The sequence below is a fragment of the Burkholderia sp. BCC0044 genome, assembly GCF_902832955.1.
Taxonomy (GTDB): domain Bacteria; phylum Pseudomonadota; class Gammaproteobacteria; order Burkholderiales; family Burkholderiaceae; genus Burkholderia.
This window is the reverse complement of the sequence record NZ_CADFDO010000004.1, coordinates 1,105,592-1,122,719: the sequence shown is the minus strand read 5'-3', so window position 1 is coordinate 1,122,719 and position 17,128 is coordinate 1,105,592. Positions and strand designations below refer to the sequence as shown.

The following is a 17,128-nucleotide window of genomic DNA, read 5'->3' as shown; positions in this document are numbered from 1 at the left end:
AAGATTGGAAAGGAGCGTGCGGATGAATTGCATCGATTCGCACCGATTCCACATACGCGAGTGCGCTATTTTCGCACTACACCCGGCACGCAGAAAATCGGCCGATTCCTAAAGCGATGTCGTCCTGCGCCTGTTTTTTGTACGCAAATAAGCTGTCGCCTATGAAATCGGGCTCGAGCGGCATGTCGGTGCACGACCGGAACGCGGTTTGATCTTCGATAAGCGGTCGGCCATGATGGCCGATGCGATTCGGGCCGGGCTTGCGGGGGCAGGTGCCGAGCCGCGTGACGGCTGCATGCATGAAAGACGGTGGGATGATCGTGTGCCGAGCGGTTCGGTGCAGGACCCCGCTGGCACGACACAGGCCAGTTTCAGAGAGTTGATGTGTCTCGACGATCACCGTAGATCGCAGGACCGTACGGAAGTGCTGTTGATGTGTGGGCGGTCGCGACCTACAGGTTGTGTAAAGCGACTGACCACCCCGGTCTCCCATCCGGGCTGACGCCGCCAAGAACGTGGTAGAGCTGTCACGTACGGCTTCGGAGCAAGTATGCGCGAGACGTTGTCGGGCGAGTTGAAATCCGAACTGTCCAGAAATTGTTGAACATGCATGCGCCTCATGCTTCGTGTCTGGACAATACGACTCGGCAGGGCGCAATACTTCATCGTCGTCGCGGGAGGTGATGCTCTGCTTCTTGGAATTCTCGCTTGCTCGATCCGTTGTGAGGTGAACACTGTTCGCCGGTTTTCGAAGTGCGATGTTCGCTGCGGCTCGACGAAAATATCAAGCACATGGTTTGGCACCTGTGTCAATCGAGTTGTGATTCTGAGTCGTTGGCCCTGTCTCGTTGAGTTGATCGCGGCATCAAGGTTTCGGTTGACCGCTGCCTCTTGTCGGGTGCCGAGTGTCGGGATCTTTGGGTGAATGGAAATAAGACAAGGCCTATTTTTTTTAAAAAAATTGGGCGCTTGTCGACGTTCTTTTAATCCATGGTCGATTTTGCCCGCGCCCTGCTAGCCGCACAATCTAGCACGCTTTCATACGTTGATATCGCATCCGGATATCCGGGAAGTTGCGATGCTGCGATAACGGCGTAGCGAGAGGTTAATTGAGCCGGCGCATGATCGAGGAGATGCCTTGCGGCATATGTCGACGAGAGGGTCCAAAAGATCTGATCCGAACATGGTGGCGGTTGACGTAACGCAATCCGTTCGTAGATACCCCCGCCTTCCCGCTCTACAGCCGAGTTCTTGCGGAGCAGGTGCCGTGGCGATTTTCCGGTGCTGTTCTATTTTTTGGGGTTTCACACGGAGTAAGAAAAAGTGAGTATCAACAAGTCAGTGTCCCGAGTCGACGGGCAGAAAGGTTTTACCCTGATCGAAGCGTTGGTCGTGATGATCGTCGGCATTGTCATTCTCGCCGCTGCTGCAGCGGGTATCGGCAAGCTGTTCCGTTCTTCGGAGATTGCGACCGAAGCAGAGAACATCACGCAGATGTCGGCTACCTTGAAGAACCTCAAGAACGGCGCGAACGGTTACACCGGCCTCAGCAATGCGCTGGCAGTGCAGTACAAGGCTGTTCCGGCAACGATGACTACGAGCACCGGCGATAAAGGAGCGACGAACCTCTTCAATACCTGGAATGGCGCGGTGAATATCACGGCAGCAAACAGCAATCAGGCATACCAGATCGAGTACCAAGGGGTGCCCGCCGAAGCCTGTCAGCAGCTTGCGCTCAAGCTGCGCAACGCGGGCTGGGCCAGCGTGAAGGCGGGCACAACCGACATCACGTCGACGACGAGTCTTACGGATATCGGCACCGCTTGTACCGGCGATTCGACCACGCTTACGTTCGTGTCGTCGAGCTGATCGCCCGGATGGGTAAGCGGCCCGGTTGGCACTGCTGTTGATCGGGTTCGGGTGGGGAGGGCTTCGCGCGATCCGACGATTTCGCTCGCTTGCCCCACCCGATAGTTGGAGTCGAGTGGCTAACGGCAAATCGCAAAGGGCGGTATCGAGAGGAAAGCGGGCGCTGCCGTAGTCGAGGCGTTGGTCGTGACGAGTGCCGGTATCGAGTTGGTATCGATGTTCTGACCGCGGTAGCGACAGGTATCGGCAGGTTGTTCCGCTCGTCGGCGATTGCGACCGAGGCCGGAGCATGTGCAGATATCTGCCGATCCTGGCAACTTCAAGAATGGCGCGAACGGCTAATTTCGGATGCGAGCAAGGACGACGCCAATGCGCTCGAATTTGTCGTTGCCCCTTGATCCGCGATCTTTTTATGGAATTGCAGCATGCATAGTAACAAGTCAGTCCCCCGTCATGGCGGGCAACAGGGCTTTACCTTGGTCGAGGCCCTGGTCGTGATGATCGTCGGTATCGTCATTCTGGCGGCGGCAGCCGCGGGTATCGGCAAGCTGTTCCGTTCTTCGGAGATTGCGACCGAAGCGGAGAACATTACGCAGATGTCGGCCAACCTGAGGAACCTCAAGAACGGCGCGAATGGCTATGCGGGCCTTAAGAATTCGATCGCGGTGCAGTACAAGGCCGTTCCGGCCACGATGACCGTATCGACGACTACCCAGGGTGACGAGACGACGTCGACCATCAAGAATACCTGGAACGGCGAAGTAGAGATCAAAGCGCACGGTGACAGCAACCAGACTTACTCGATCAAGTATGGCGATGTCCCCCCCGAGGCTTGTCAGCAGCTGGTTCTCAAGCTGCGGAATGCGGGCTGGTCGAGCCTGACGGCAGGGAGTGCCGAGATCACGTCGGCTACCAGCCTCAGTGCTATCGGCGATGCCTGCAAAGCTGACAAGAATATTCTCACCTTCGTGTCGACGAGTTGACTCGCGTGAGTGACGCGACGCAGGTCGCGTCACCTGACGGTTACCTCGACAGGAAGCGTACCAGTCAGTGAGGAGTCCATGACTTTTGCGCAAATTTTTTCCTGCCCGGCATTTGCGGTCACGGTTGGCGTGTTTACGGGGCTTTGCGTCGGCAGCTTTCTCAATGTCGTGATTCACCGGGTGCCGCTCAAGCTCTTTGCGGAACCCGGTGCAGCAGCAAGCGAGAGTGTGTGTCTGTCCCGATCGCGCTGCCCGCGTTGCCGCAAGGCCATTGCGGCGAGGGACAACGTCCCGCTTCTGAGTTACCTGCTGCTGCGCGGACGGTGTCGACATTGCAGGCTGCGAATTTCGGCACGCTACCCGCTCATCGAGGGGCTTGCGGCGGTGTTGTTCGGTGCCGCGGGGATGAAGCTGGGCCTGGGCTATGCGTGGGTTGGACTATGTCTGTTGTCGGCCTTCCTGATCGCGCTCAGTGCGATCGATGTCGATCATCTGGTGTTGCCCGACGTTCTGACGTTGCCCCTGCTGGGCCTTGGCATCGCGTTCAACGCCGGCCCGGGGTTCGTCAGTCCCGCCGCGTCGCTGGCGGGAGCTGTCGCCGGTTACGTCTTTCTATGGCTGGTAGCGAAGGTATCCGCACGTATCGTCGGGCGCGAGGCGCTGGGCATGGGCGATGCAAAGCTGTTGGCCGCGCTGGGCGCGTGGCTTGGATTCAATGCGATCGTACCGATCGTGGTTATCGCGGTGGCGGTTGCCGCTGCGTTGATGATGCTCGCGCGCATTCGCACCGGAGCGCGCGGTGGCGTGCAGGTTCCGTTCGGTCCGTCGCTGGCGGTCGGAGCCTTGTGCGTCGCGCTTCATGTTTCGTGAGATCGAGTTATGCAGCGGAAAGGACTGAATACAGGAAGAGCGTTTCCCGCGCGGCGATCCGGTGCGGGCTTTACGTTACTGGAAGTGATCGTCGCGTTGATCGTCATCACGTCGATGCTGGGCGTGGCTGCGGTCTGGCTGGGGCGCTATAACGATTATGTCGCCAACAAGATGGTAGCAGGCCAGATGCGACGGCTTGGCGATGCCGTCAAGCAATACGTGGATGCCAATCAAGCCACGCTTAGCAAGGAAAAGGACGGCGCGGTGAAGGTTCCATGGGACAAGGTGAAGCCCTATCTGCCGGCCGGCCTCGATGAGAATACGGTCAATCCGCTCGGTCAGACGTATGGAGGAAGGCTTCGCGTCGTCACGCTGCCCAACGGCAGCAAGCGCGTCGACACGATCATTTATACGAATGGCGCCACCGATGTGGGCACGCATTCGAGAAAAGTGGCGAAGCTGATCGGTGCTGGCGGCTTTTATTTCGATTGGAATCGTGTCAAGGGAGTTGTTGGTAACAAACCCACTTACTGGGACGCAAACGGACAGGTGAATGACCCGTCCAGCCTGGACACCTTCTGGCTTAACGGCAAGCTTCTTACAAGCGACATAAGCCAGATCATGTACGTACCGGATTTTGGTGAGTCGACGAGCGACAATCCCGACCAGGATGGCCTCCTCCATCGAAAGGTCGTAGCGGATCATCCGGAGTTGAACCGGATGGAGACCGATGTCGATATGAATTCGAACAGCGTCAATAACGTCGGCTCCGTGAATATGACCAGGAGTGGTCAGATAAACGGCGTCAACCGAATTCAGTTCGGTAAGACGAGTAACGCTGATCCGGTTTCGGTCGCGATTTCATCATACGGTTGGTTCACTATTGGCGACCCTAAGTCAAAGCGGACCGCTCTGTGGGCGGGTGAAATCGAGGCCGACGGAAATTTGAAGGTCCATGCGAACTCGACTGTCGAGGGGAATTCGACGATCAAAGGAAATTCATCGATCGGCGGGAATGAATCAGTTACCGGGACCGTATCAGCGCAGCGTGTCGAGACCACTGGCGCAGTTGTGGCAGGTTACGATCTCGCGCTAAAAAAAGGCGATTTAGTCTTTCAGGGGGGCGCTATGAAAGAAGGCGCAGCCTGTAGCGGAGATGGCCGAGTCAACCGAAATTCTGCGGGGGATCTCATGGTCTGCAAGAGCAGGAGGTGGAGTGTGGTTGGCGGGACGCAGTTCTTGAAAGGAGGAGGCGTCGATTTAAGGGGATATGCGGAATATACCAGTATGGCCGAAAAAGGTGATCATTACGTTAGTAGATTTTTTAATAAATATGATGTGCCGGCACTTGTAACGGTGACGTCAGTTGTGGGTGATGTCAATGTTCGCCGATGTTTAGTCGCTATATATCCGGCTGATTCAAATGGAAACTCTCATATGTGGACGTATCCGATAGCGCTTAATATTAGGCCGGTGCATCCTAAAAACGAGTACGACATAGTTCATCTTTCTTTTGATGCTTGTTCTGCGACGTTTGTTGCCGCGCCGGGGGAGCATTACAATTTTGTAACCACTCTTGATCCACACATCTCATACGTGTACTGATACACCGCCCTCCCGGTTGATAACTTCAAGGAACAAAAACTCGTGCGCGCGTACGCGCGAGGAGAAGGACTATGTCAATGATAAGTAAGCTGACCAGGTTTAGCCTGGCCACGTCGGTTATCGCTGTACTAAACGGTTGCGTCGCCTCGACCTTGAGTGATGCCGACCCTCACGCCGTGGTGGATGGGAGCACGGGCGTGAGTGCTGGCGTGCATGTCGCATCGACAAACCATACGCTGGATCCCGTGCTCACCGTGCATGCCCTCGAACGCGAACCGCGAGACCAGGAGACATGGCAAGCCCTTTCCGGCCAAAGCCTTCGCGACACCATCGCCGCTTGGTCATCCCGGGCAGGGTATGAATTAGTGTGGGACGCGGACTACGATTTCCCGGTACGGGCCGGCATCCACCTGACCGGTGACTTCATCGACGTCGTGACGAACCTGTTCAACGCGTATGCCGCGGCAGACCGCCCACTGTCGGTCGACATCTTCAAGGAACAGAACCTCGTGCGCGTGCAGGCGCGGGGAGAATGACGATGTTCATGGTACGCAAGCTGGCTCGGCTCAGTCTGGCCGCATCGATCATCGCTGTACTGAGCGGTTGCACTACGCTCATGCGCGAGGCCGAACCTCACACCGTGCTGGGATGGGTTATGGGCGTGAGGGCCGGCACGCCGACCGCACCGGCCGAACCCGCGGCTGAGCCTTCGCTCCTCGCGTACGCCTCCGCGCCCGAGTCGTATGGGGAAGAGACATGGCAAGCATTTTCCGGCCAAAGCCTTCGCGATACCGTCGCGGCCTGGTCGTCCCGGGCGGGCTATGAGCTGGTCTGGGACGCGGACTACGACTTTCCCGTACGGGCCGGCATACGCCTCGCTGGAGGCTTCATCCAGGTCGTGACGAATCTGTTCAATGCGTATGCCGCGGCAGACCGCCCGCTGTCGGTCGATATTTTCAAGGAACAAAAACTCGTGCGAGTGTACGCGCGGGGAGAATGACTATGTCCACACTATGTAAGCTGACCCGGCTCAGCTTGGCTGCATCAATTATCGTAGTACTAAGCGGCTGCGCGACGTCGACGTTGCGCGATGCCGAACGCACCACGGATCGCGACATGGCGGAAGCGGACGCGAGCATCGCCACGCTGCACGCCGCAGAGGCGTCGGCCGTGCGTGTCCACGAGAGCGGTTACTGGGTAGCGAATCAGTCGCAGCCGTTGTCGATCAAGCCCGAGATGATTTCCTGCAACCTCACGATGCATGAGGCCGTGCCGCTCACGCTCAGCATGTTCGCCGACAAGCTGCAGCGTATTTGCGGAGTGCCGGTGCGCGTCAGTGCCGATGCATTGCGTCCGCCATCGGCTTCGGTTTCGGCGTCCGACGTTGCCAAGGGCGATGCAGGCGACAAGAACGGGAGCCGTGCGATCGTCATCGGTCCGAATGGTCCGTCGGGCGACAAAGCCCCCGAACCGAAGGAACCCACGGTGATGCCGAACTGGCAAGGCGACCTGCCGGGCCTGCTCGATTCGGTGGTGGCGCAAGTTGGCGTGCACTGGCGGATCAAGGGCGGAGAGGTGCACATCTTCCGCACGGAGACGCGCACGTTCCAGATCTACGCGTTGCCGGGCACCGATGCACTGTCGAGCAGTGTCACGACGAGCAATATGTCGTCGATGGGCATCAGCGGCGGTGGCGGCACGGGCGGTGGTGGCGGTGGCGGAGATGGCGGTGTCAGCGGTCAGGCCGGCAGCGCGCAATCGGTTGCGACGACACTGACCAGCTCGGTCATGAACGACGTGGCCAAGACCGTGCAGGCCATGGTCACGCCGGGGCAAGGCAAGTTCACGCTCGCGCCGGGCACGGGGTCCATGACGATCACCGACACACCGGATGTGCTCGATCGAATCGCGTCCTTTATCGAGACGCAAAACAAACTGCTGACCAAGCAGGTGGTGCTCAACGTCAAGATCCTGAGCGTCACGTTCGATCGTACCGACCAGTACGGCGTGGACTGGAATCTTGCCTACAACGGCGCACTTTTCGGTTCCGGTATCACGAGCGCCGATGCCGGTGCCGTCGAAGGTGCAGGCGCGAACGTCAAGATCCTCAAGGGGCCGTTCAAGGATTCATCGTTGCTGATCAAGGCGCTGTCCGCCCAGGGCAAGGTATCGGTCGTCACCCAGCCGTCCGTGACGACGCTGAATCTGCAGGCAGTGCCCATGCAGGTGTCCACCCAGACGGGCTACGTGGCTTCCGTCACGAGCAACCAGGTGGCCCAGGCCGGTACGTCCATGGGCATTCAGCCGGGTACGGTCACGACGGGTTTCAACATGATGCTGCTCCCGTATGCGATGGCGGATCGTCAGGTCCTGCTCCAGTACAACATCAGCCTGAGCAATCTGGCCAAACTGGAAACCTTCGGCGACAAGAAAACCGGCCAGGTGCAGTTGCCGACGGTCGACTTGCGCGCGTTCGCTCAGAAGGTCCGGCTGCGCTCGGGCGAAACGCTGGCGCTGTCGGGCTTCGAACAGAACAGCGACACCAGCAAGCGCTCGGGTGTAGGTAGCCCGAACAACCAGCTCCTCGGTGGCAACCGCTACGCGGAGAAGCATCACAGCGTCATCGTCATTCTCATTACTCCGGTCGTGGCAGGCTGAGCATGAGCAAGAACGAGAGCAGGGCGCTGGAAGACGCCCATACCGTCATGTTGCATGGCAAGCGACTGGTCTCCGGCCTCGTGTGGCAGCCGCCCGTTGCGCGGCTCGGGCGCGGCATCATGCAGCGCCAGGGTCGCACGGCGGGGTTCGGGCTGGCCGTGCGTCATACCGTGGGGCAGACCGTGCAAGTGGGCTACGGTGTCAAGGAAATCGGCAAGCCAGGCTTTCATTCGCTTGCAGCCGTGCTGGCCACCGTGGTGGAGCAGCAGGACTGGATCGGCGCATTCCGATTGTCCGACACGCGCTACGTACTCGTTGGCGTGAGACAAGGTGCCATCATGGCCGGGCGCGATGTCGTTGGCGCTCGGGGCGACGTCGAGGCCTTGCTGCGCGACACCGTTCACTTGGCCGAAGACGCCGGTGAGCGATGGGACGCAATCTATGCACCGAAGGAATTCGACACGCCGTGGCAGGAAGTGTCGCTGGCCCGGTTGCTGCCGAAATCCGCACTGAGGTCCTCGGGGCGGCTGGAGTCGCTCACCGGCGAGATGTCGCAGCATCAGAAGCGGGTTTTCCTCGGCGTCGCCGCCGGCCTGCTGGCCGTGGCGGCCGGCGGCTGGGCATGGCATGCCTATGTCGCGCGGATGGCACGGCAGGCAGCTGCGCTGGAAGGCGGAACGATAACGGTGCCGCCGCCTCATCCGTGGAAGGCCATGGCGACCGTGCCCGTGCAACTGTCGACGTGGCGGCACGTCGTCGAGCGCGTTCCCCTCTTCATTGCAGGATGGCGAGCACAAGAGGCGACGCTCGACGCGGGGACGATCGCCGTGACGTACCGCCGGAGCGGCGGAATGCCGGTGGCCGCTTTTCAGGCAGCGGCAACGGGGATCTTCGGTCCTGCCGTGGAGCTGTTGGACCAGGGCGAACAGGCGAAGGTCAAGGTCGGTTTTGCGTCGGCAACGGGTGGGCAGGACGATGTCCTGCACTCGCAGGATGACGCGTTCGTCGCTTTCACGTCGCATTTCCAGTCGCTGGGCATGGCCGTACCCAAGCTCGGCAAGCGCAAGGAAACGCCTCCTGAAGCGCCGGCGCCCGTCGCGGGCGCACGGAAACAGATCTTCGCGCAGCCGGATTGGCAGAGCTATGAATGGGCGACTTCGATCCCGGTCCCGCGGCCTGATTTACTCGGCAACGCTATCCCCGGGCTTCGCCTCACCACCACGAAAATTACTTTCTCTGATGGCGCACCTCAATGGGCGCTCAAAGGAGTGCTTTATGTCAAAGACTAATGTTCTGTTTCTCGGCGCTTCCCTGGCGCTCGTCCTCCCGGCGCTTCACGCGCAGACCCTCCCCGACGCGAAGCATCCGTCGGCGGAACAGCCGACGGCAGGTGCCGTCCAGCGTATCCCTGCAGTACCTGCTGCCGCGATCGCGGCGACGGCGGACGACACCGTCGCCGCGCAGCTCGTGAAACTTCAAACGGAAGTGATGTTGCTTAAGGCGCAGACTGCAAAGGCGCAGGCGCAGGCCGAACTCCAGAAGGCGTCGGCCGGGAGTGCAGGCGATGGCGGTGGCAACAGCATCGGTGTCAGTCACGGCGTACCCGCCGTGCTGTCGACTTACGGTCGCGACGACGCATTGACCGCGACGCTGCGACTCAACTCCGGAGGCGTGCTCGATGCACGTGTCGGCGACAGTATCCCGGGCGGCTATCGCCTTGCGCAGATTGACGGCGGCAGCGTTACGTTTGCCAAGGGCGGACGCCAGTTCAAAGTGGGGCTGAGCGGCGGTCCGGCCATGCCTCCGCCAGTGCAAGGCGGCGGCGCGCTCATGCTCGCACCGCCGTTGCCTGCGCGCGATTGACCGCGCGGAGTTCGATGATGAGTTATGTACTCTCGGATCTGATTACGCTGATCCAGAACGGCGCACGCATTCTCTCCGCCGAGGCCGGCGATTTCGAAGTCGCCGAGGACAATCGCGGGCTGATGTGTCTGGTCGAGATTCCGCAGGAACAGGGACGGTGCATCCTGGCGATCTCGTCCTCGCATCGTCTCGATCCGCACGTGCTGAGCTACCAGGAAACCGTGCGGCGTCACGGGCGCTCCTGCGAGGTGCTCGTGTGCGGCATGCGCGCCGTACTGGACCTGTATCGGCTCGGCTCGGGCCGCGACCGGAAGTCCGTGAGCAGCGAATCCGAAGCGCAGCGATACATCATCGAACTCATGCGCGACGCCGCGGCCGCGCGCGCTTCGGACGTCCACATCATTGCGCGACATAGTTATTGCGAGATCCGCACCCGTATCGACGGTTATCTGCACCCGGTCGGCCAGCTTCGTCCGGAAGAAGGCATGCGACTGTGCGCGACCGTCTATCAGAGCATGTGCCTCGCCGAACCGACTTTCAAGCCGATGCAGGCGCAACGGGCGCGCATGAAGGAGGAGTTTCTCAACGAATGCGGCTTGTCCGGCGCGCGTATCAATACGCGTCCGCTGGAGCGGGGCATGATGATGGTGATGCGTCTGCTGTACACCGACAGCCCGGGGGCGCCCACCAATCTTGCCGATCTTGGCTACCTGCCGGAACAGTGCGAGGTTCTCGAGGAGCTCATGGAGCAGCGTACCGGCGTGGTATTGCTGTCCGGCCCGACCGGCAGCGGCAAGAGCACGACGTTGAAGGTCGTGATGAAGAACATGCTGGAGCAGCATACGGGCATCCATCTTCTGACGCTGGAAGACCCTCCGGAGTACGAAATTACCGGTGCCAACCAGTCGCCTGTAAGCGGTGATCGGGGAGAGGGTGCGAACGTCGAGCAGGAATGGGCGAATGCCATTGCCGATGCGATGCGACTGGATCCCGATGTGATCATGGTGGGCGAGGTCCGCGACGCCGTAACGGCCAAGATGGCGTTCCGCGCGGCGATGACGGGCCACCTGATCTGGACCACGATTCACGCGAACGACGCGTTGGCGATCTTGCCACGTCTGGAGGACGAAGGCGTCAGGCCGTCCCTGTTGACCGATTCAACGCTGGTGACCGGACTGGTCAATCAGTCGCTCGTGCAGCGTCTGTGTCCTGCCTGCAAGATCCCCCTTGCAGGGAATGAACACCTGCTTGGCGCGCGACAGTTGCATCGGGTCAAGCAGTACTGTGATCCGGACGCCGTGCGTCTTCAGGGTGCCGGGTGTGATGTCTGCAAGCAGCGAGGCATCGTCGGACGTACCGTCGTCGCCGAGGTCGTGCGGACATCGCCCGGGATGATGCAGGCCTATGTGCGAGGGCATCATCTCGAGGCGAGTCGTTACTGGATCGAGGAAGAGAACGGGTTAGGCAAGGTCGACGCACTGATCCGCAAGATCAACGAGGGGGTGGTGGACCCTCGTGCGGGCGAACGCATCATCGGACCTATCAGGCCCAGCAACGTTTCCTTTCAGTCGGGAGGTCTTCATTCATGACCGGTATTTTGAGTAACCTCAATGACAAGGTCGCAAAGCTCCAGTTTGGCGCAAAGAAGCGCATCCACTTCTACGGCCATCTTTCGATGATGCTCGAGAATCGCATCATGCTGATCGATGCGCTGCGCGAAATGTACGATGTCGCCAGCAACGAAGGAAGAAACCCGGGGGCGGGTTACGCCATCATTCTGGACAGTTGCCAGACGGCGGTTTCCCAGGGCAACACGCTCGCGGAAGGTCTTGCCCCATGGATCTCCGCCAACGAGGCTGCTGTCATCGCGGCTGGGGAGCAAGCCGGCGACATGCGGAGCGCGTTCCAGGATGCAGTTGCCATGATCGAAGCCGGCGCGAAGATACGCACCGCCGTCGTCGGTGCGTCGATCTACCCGGTCGTGCTTCTGGTGATGCTGTGCGTCCTCCTGCACATTGTCGCCAGCGATCTGGTGCCGAAACTGTCTGCTGTTTCCAATCCGGAGAACTGGTCCGGTGCAGCCTATTTCCTTTATCTCATCGGCACCTTTGTCAACGACTACGGCCTTTATGCGGCAGCCGGCACGGTTGTGCTGCTGCTGGCTATCGGTTTGTCGTTGCCGCTGCTCCGCGGAAGAGTACGTACGGTCCTGGATCGCCTGCCGCCGTGGTCGATCTACCGGACGATCCACGGGGCCATTTTCATGCTGAACGTTTCGCTGCTCGTCCGCTCCGGAATGATGTTGCAGTCGGCACTGGAACTCCTGCACGAACGGGCGGGATCACGCTGGCTGCGCGACCGTATCGAAGCCACGCTGGACAACATTGCCGTGGGCGCGGGCTTTGGCGATGCGTTGTATGACACCGGCTATGAGTTTCCCGACCGAGAGGCAATCGGTTATTTGCGACTCCTGTCCCGCCTGCAAGGGTTTGATCAGTCGATGGCCAAATTTGCGCGACATTGGCTGGACGAGACCATCGTCAAGGTGCAGGCGGCCTCGCGGGGATTCCTGATGGCATCGATTCTTCTGATGGGAGGGATGCTCACGGTAGTGGTGACGGCGGTTTCCGACATCGAGAATGCGATTGAAACGTCCGTTTCCCAGCCTTCTGTTTAATCGTGTTTCATTCCGGAAAAATATTTTGCACACCAAATCGTTAATGAAAGAAAATCCGGTCGAGAACAGCGATCGCTTCCGGAAACTGGCCGAACTTCGGCGCGCCTGTGGTCCGATCATTCTTGAGGCGCTCGAAGACAGCGACGTGGTTGAAATCATCATCAACCCGGACGGATCGTTGTGGATCGAATCCCATAGCGCGGGTATGCGCATGGTGGAGCCCAATTTCCCGACGGACGCGGTGGAAGCGATCGTGACGCTTTCGGGCCAACTTCAACGGTCGCCGATTCCGGTTGGCGAACCGATCGTCGAAGGCGAGTTTCCCCTCGATGGTTCGCGACTTGCCGGTGTACTTCCTCCCCTCGCGACAGCGCCGATGCTGGCTTTGCGCAAGCACTCGCCGTCGGTGTTCACCCTCGACCAGTACAAAAAGAGCGGCATCTTCAAGCGCGTTGGCAGCCCCGTTCAACGATCCGCTCCGGAAGCCATGCGCAGCTTCGAACATCCGATCGACGCGATTCGCGAGGCGGTCGGCGCGCGCAAGAACGTACTCATCGTCGGGGGCACCGGTAGCGGCAAGACCACGCTGACCAATGCGATTCTCCGAGAGATTTCCGATCAATGTCCGCGTGACCGCATCGTCGCGCTGGAAGACACGGTGGAGCTTCAGGTCAGCGCCAGGAATCATGCGCTGCTGCGTACCAGCAAGGATGCGGATCTTCGTCGTTTGCTTCGCGTCACCATGCGCCTTCGCCCCGATCGCATCGTGGTCGGGGAGGTTCGAGGTGGTGAAGCCTATACATTGTTGAAGAGCTGGAACTCGGGCCATGCGGGTGGCCTGGCCACCATGCACGCCAACTCGTCGGAGGAAGGGCTCCAGAAACTGGCTCACTATATTTACGAGGATCCGGCAGCGCAAAGTTTCACGCCCGAGGCCATCGGCTGGATGATCGCAAGCGCAGTCAACCTCATCGTGGTGATCGAGCGGTGTGCGAGCGAGCCTGGCCGCATCGTGACGGAGATCTGCGAGGTCACCGGCTACATGAATGAACGCTATTCGCTGAATACGCTTCGTTTGCAGATCGCTACCGGGCGTAGCGAATTCAAGCTTCGTGTCTAGGATGGCGATTCATGAGCGTTCCTTTTTGCCGCCGTAGCGGCGCCAGCGTAGGGGGCTTGCTATTCGCGTTGACGTTTCCCGTATGGACCACCCATGCAGCAGACATGCCGACAGAGCGGATTACCTGTTCGATCGCCGCGGCCGTCAGATACCAGATTCCCGTAAACGCGATGCTTGCCGTGGCGGAACAAGAGGGTGGCCGGCCGGGATTGCGGATGCGCAATGCCAATGGCACCTACGACGTTGGCGCGATGCAGATGAACACGGCCTATCTGAAAGAGCTGAAGCGATTCGGTATCGAGGAGCGTGACGTCGCAGGGCCGGGATGCTATCCCTATCACCTGGCGGCGTGGCGGCTTCGCCGGCACGTGCTCGATGATCGGGGGGACATCTGGACGCGAATTGCCAACTACCACTCGCGGACACCGGTGTACAACGCTCGATATCGGGCGGCAATCATCAAGCGAGCGACCCGGTGGGCTACATGGCTCAAGGCCCGGTATCCCACCTATGTCGCGTACTGATCCCTCTTCGACGCAAGGTTTTTCAAATCATAGCGAGTATGTAAGACAAATGAATCTCCGCAAATCAGTGCTCTGCTGCAGCCGGCAGCAGGGTTTTACGCTAATCGAGGCGTTGGTCGTGATGATCGTCGGTATCGTCATTCTGGCCGCGTCCGCGGCGGGTATCGGCAAGCTGCTTCGGAACTCGGAGATCTCGACCGAGGCGTCAAACATCACGCTGATGCGGGACAACTTGAAGGATCTCAGAAACGGCAAGGATTACTTTACCGGAATCAAAAATTCGCTCGCGATCCGGTACAAGGCCATCCCGGCCAACATGAGCTGGAGCGGTGAAAAGATCGTCAATGCCTGGGGGGGCGACGTGAATATCGGATCGACCGATGGCGGCAAGGTTTTTTTTATCGACTACTACAACGTGCCCACTGAAGCTTGTCAGATGCTGGTCCTCAAGCTGGGGACGCTGGGCTGGAAACGAATTCAGATAAATGACGCGAAAATTCAGGAGAATTTCACCCTGGCGGACCTCGGTAAGTTTTGTAAGGACGACAGCGGCGATAGAAACAAGATGGCGTTCGTAGGCGACTGATGTTTTCTCGACGGGCACCTATGGTGCCCGGCGACGCGGTAGAGATTGAAACGCTCGATTACGCGACCGGATGACGCCCAGGTCCATCCAGCCGCGCCGCATCGTGCGTGCGTGACCAGAGGGCCGCAGAGGGGACACGGCAGCGGCTGCGATTATTTCCATCGGATCAATACCGCACGCGTCAGCAATGTGCGGTCCATTCATCGAAGCGACTCCGATTTGTGCGGTGGTCGTCGTTGGTCGATTGGCGGATATCAAGCCGTTTCGAAAGGGCATAGTTGGACTCGACGCCAAGGCATCGCTTGGCTTCGTCGAGGTAATCGATGGTCGTTTTCGTACAGAAACACCGCAAAAACCAATCCCAACTCGCTGCAACGGATACTTCGATGCTCTCGCACATACAACGTTCCAGACCTAGAAGCATCCATGGCTCGATGCTTCGAGGTAGCGAGGTATGATTCGAATCGTCCCCGGCACCGATTACGCAGCCCCCCGGATGGGCACGGATGGCCATTCTCGACCCATGCACCGGGCGATGTAGCGCTTATGCGGGAGCGTTTAGTGGATCGAGTCTTGGCTGGTGCGTCCGGATATGTTGTCAGGGATATCGTCCGTCGGGAAGGGGAATATGAAGTCGACGGAATGCTGCACTGCCGGGTCGAAAGTCGTCCATCCTGCAATCAGCGCATTGAACATCAAGTACAAGCCAGGCGGCAGTTGGTCCTCGACGAAGTGATCGTATTTACTCGCAAGGCGGGTAGTCGTCGATTCGCGTTCGAGTTGGCGGACGTTTTGCAGTTGCTGCCCGAAGTAGAAGCACATGTTCAGCACGTGCTCGACCATGAGCATTTCACTCCTGCTCCGGACGTGCGGAAAGTGTCCCGCTGCATCCGCTCTGACGCGCAGAAGTTCTTGTCGGATTTCTTCGATCAATAGTAATTTTGGCGGTTTGTCTTGCATGTGCTCGCTCTCCAATAAATCGTACTACTGTACGAGGCTTTTGAATTTATGCGTGCCCTGCGCTCGTTGTTCTGGACTTTTCTGGTGAGTGACGAATGACTCGTCGTTGCCCAACAACTCCGCCGCTCGCAAACCGGTTTACACCGTTTCCAATTTCAACAGCCTGCTAAGGCGGAGCGTCGCGCTCGCACGGCGTAGACGCCAGGCTCTGCAGCCTCTGGCAAACCTGAGCGGTTCAATATCACGCAGGGGGGATCGGTGGAACCAGCGGAATCGGCTCAACCGGCGGTTTCGCAAATTGCGAAGGCACGGCCATTTGGTCATTTTTGTCATAGACGAACGTAGCCTCGTCTGACCGCGATGACGGGAGCGTTATCCGGATGATTGGCACGATGCGCTTCGAGGCCTGCTGGTAATCGACTTGGTCATCTTGGGCACCCTTGAGTCCATTTGCGTGACCTCCGAGATAGAAAAATGCCATGATCGGCAACTTCTCAGGGATATCTTGCTCCCATGTAGCTAAGCGCAGCTCATTTTGCTCATGAATGGATTCTTCGGCAATTAATGTCATTGCGTCAATACTGGTTTTGAAAATGGCGGAGGTCGCCGAGGCGCCGTGATGGACGTCGAAGCCACATTGGTGTGCGTGCCTATTGCCACTTGTGCTGTTGTAGTGTGAATGCCATTCCTCCGCAGTTGAAATACCTCGCGCCTGACATGGGCCGCTGTCAGTAGGAAATGAATTATCTGCTCCGCATCCTTTGTCCACTCGATTCTCGGTATTGGCATCGATTGGGAAAGAGCATAGAATTTCAGGCTCGATGACATTCGGCTTTATATTATATTTATACGGAACGAAAATTAGTCCATTGCTATATCCATAAGCCAGTTTGCTGAATTTCGAATCTTTTCGAAGATAGGAGAATGAGACGCCTCCACTCGCGACGGAAGCAGGGCTCGGGTTCCATGAGTGGTACTGAGACGAATGCACAGTTCCGCGAAGCAATACCCCGGAACAGCGAAACGCCGGGTTTGTCGCACTACCGCAATCTGGAGCCAAGTTATTGTAATTGTCCGTGAGCTGTCGTGCGACCTTGTTACCACCGACTCCGACAAGCGCGGCCGAGTCACTTTCACCCGAGTATGCATGGACGAGTGAGATCCTGGCCAGGAAAGCCACCATTATCGTCAGGGTGATAAATGATTTTAATTTCATTCTCCAATTTTGCTTGACATAGATGAAATTCTGCATTGTCTGCACTCTTGATTTTATTTGACTGGACAGGCGAGCCCGTCATCTCGTCCGGGCGTTAATGGAATGGACGCTCCACGCCGCGGCATAGATATGCCGAAATGGCGAGGGCTTGGAAACGGTTTTGGATAAGCGCCATGGCGCTGTTACTTGCCGACGAG

The 17,128-nt window shown here is 58.8% G+C and carries 17 protein-coding genes; 14 read left to right on the top strand and 3 right to left on the bottom strand.

Going from position 1 to position 17,128, the window contains the following annotated elements; translation table 11 throughout:
- Positions 1-76: 76 nt before the first annotated feature.
- Positions 77-301 (bottom strand): hypothetical protein, encoded by a 225-nt coding sequence (locus tag HWX14_RS27795; protein ID WP_175885514.1) that lies wholly within the window; start codon positions 299-301, stop codon positions 77-79.
- Positions 302-1,323: 1,022 nt separating this feature from the next.
- Between HWX14_RS27795 and HWX14_RS27790 the strand changes: the two genes are divergently transcribed.
- The 14 genes from HWX14_RS27790 (at position 1,324) to HWX14_RS27725 (ending at position 14,755) form a co-directional block, all read left to right on the top strand.
- Positions 1,324-1,869 carry a type 4 pilus major pilin gene (locus tag HWX14_RS27790; protein WP_208456192.1) on the top strand — a complete coding sequence of 182 codons (546 nt, stop codon included), beginning with the start codon at positions 1,324-1,326 and terminating at the stop codon, positions 1,867-1,869.
- 425 nt (positions 1,870-2,294) lie between these two features.
- A complete protein-coding gene (locus HWX14_RS27785) occupies positions 2,295-2,852 on the top strand; it encodes a type 4 pilus major pilin (RefSeq protein WP_175885513.1) in 558 nt (185 codons plus the stop codon).
- Positions 2,853-2,930: 78 nt separating this feature from the next.
- Entirely contained in the window at positions 2,931-3,722 is a 792-nt protein-coding gene (locus HWX14_RS27780) for an A24 family peptidase (protein ID WP_175885512.1), read from the top strand.
- 9 nt (positions 3,723-3,731) lie between these two features.
- Entirely contained in the window at positions 3,732-5,327 is a 1,596-nt protein-coding gene (pilV, locus tag HWX14_RS27775) for a shufflon system plasmid conjugative transfer pilus tip adhesin PilV (protein ID WP_175885511.1), read from the top strand.
- Positions 5,328-5,404: 77 nt separating this feature from the next.
- Positions 5,405-5,863 (top strand): toxin co-regulated pilus biosynthesis Q family protein, encoded by a 459-nt coding sequence (locus HWX14_RS27770; protein ID WP_175885510.1) that lies wholly within the window; start codon positions 5,405-5,407, stop codon positions 5,861-5,863.
- Positions 5,860-6,327 carry a toxin co-regulated pilus biosynthesis Q family protein gene (locus HWX14_RS27765; RefSeq protein ID WP_208456191.1) on the top strand — a complete coding sequence of 156 codons (468 nt, stop codon included), beginning with the start codon at positions 5,860-5,862 and terminating at the stop codon, positions 6,325-6,327. Before HWX14_RS27770 ends, HWX14_RS27765 begins: the two co-directional genes overlap by 4 nt.
- 2 nt (positions 6,328-6,329) lie before the next feature.
- Positions 6,330-7,985 (top strand): PilN family type IVB pilus formation outer membrane protein, encoded by a 1,656-nt coding sequence (locus HWX14_RS27760; protein ID WP_175885509.1) that lies wholly within the window; start codon positions 6,330-6,332, stop codon positions 7,983-7,985.
- A 2-nt stretch (positions 7,986-7,987) separates the two neighbouring features.
- The gene (pilO2, locus tag HWX14_RS27755) at positions 7,988-9,274 is read left to right on the top strand and encodes a type 4b pilus protein PilO2 (RefSeq protein WP_175885508.1); all 1,287 of its coding nucleotides are present in this window, start codon (positions 7,988-7,990) and stop codon (positions 9,272-9,274) included.
- The gene (gene pilP / locus HWX14_RS27750; protein WP_175885507.1) at positions 9,261-9,848 is read left to right on the top strand and encodes a type IV pilus biogenesis protein PilP; all 588 of its coding nucleotides are present in this window, start codon (positions 9,261-9,263) and stop codon (positions 9,846-9,848) included. The genes pilO2 and pilP overlap by 14 nt, the downstream gene beginning before the upstream one ends.
- A gap of 17 nt (positions 9,849-9,865) precedes the next feature.
- A complete protein-coding gene (locus HWX14_RS27745; RefSeq protein WP_175885506.1) occupies positions 9,866-11,437 on the top strand; it encodes an ATPase, T2SS/T4P/T4SS family in 1,572 nt (523 codons plus the stop codon).
- Positions 11,434-12,525 carry a type II secretion system F family protein gene (locus HWX14_RS27740; protein WP_175885505.1) on the top strand — a complete coding sequence of 364 codons (1,092 nt, stop codon included), beginning with the start codon at positions 11,434-11,436 and terminating at the stop codon, positions 12,523-12,525. Before HWX14_RS27745 ends, HWX14_RS27740 begins: the two co-directional genes overlap by 4 nt.
- Positions 12,494-13,645, top strand: a complete 1,152-nt coding sequence (gene trbB, locus HWX14_RS27735) for a P-type conjugative transfer ATPase TrbB (RefSeq protein ID WP_175885504.1) — start codon at positions 12,494-12,496, stop codon at positions 13,643-13,645. Before HWX14_RS27740 ends, trbB begins: the two co-directional genes overlap by 32 nt.
- Before the next feature lie 11 nt (positions 13,646-13,656).
- Positions 13,657-14,169 carry a conjugal transfer protein TrbN gene (locus tag HWX14_RS27730; protein WP_208456190.1) on the top strand — a complete coding sequence of 171 codons (513 nt, stop codon included), beginning with the start codon at positions 13,657-13,659 and terminating at the stop codon, positions 14,167-14,169.
- A gap of 49 nt (positions 14,170-14,218) precedes the next feature.
- Entirely contained in the window at positions 14,219-14,755 is a 537-nt protein-coding gene (locus HWX14_RS27725; protein WP_175885593.1) for a type 4 pilus major pilin, read from the top strand.
- A 558-nt stretch (positions 14,756-15,313) separates the two neighbouring features.
- Here the strand turns inward: HWX14_RS27725 and HWX14_RS27720 are convergent.
- Complete coding sequence (locus HWX14_RS27720; protein ID WP_175885503.1) at positions 15,314-15,715, bottom strand: hypothetical protein; 402 nt, start codon at positions 15,713-15,715, stop codon at positions 15,314-15,316.
- A gap of 241 nt (positions 15,716-15,956) precedes the next feature.
- Complete coding sequence (locus HWX14_RS27715) at positions 15,957-16,967, bottom strand: N-acyl homoserine lactonase (protein ID WP_244130361.1); 1,011 nt, start codon at positions 16,965-16,967, stop codon at positions 15,957-15,959.
- Positions 16,968-17,128: the final 161 nt, after the last annotated feature.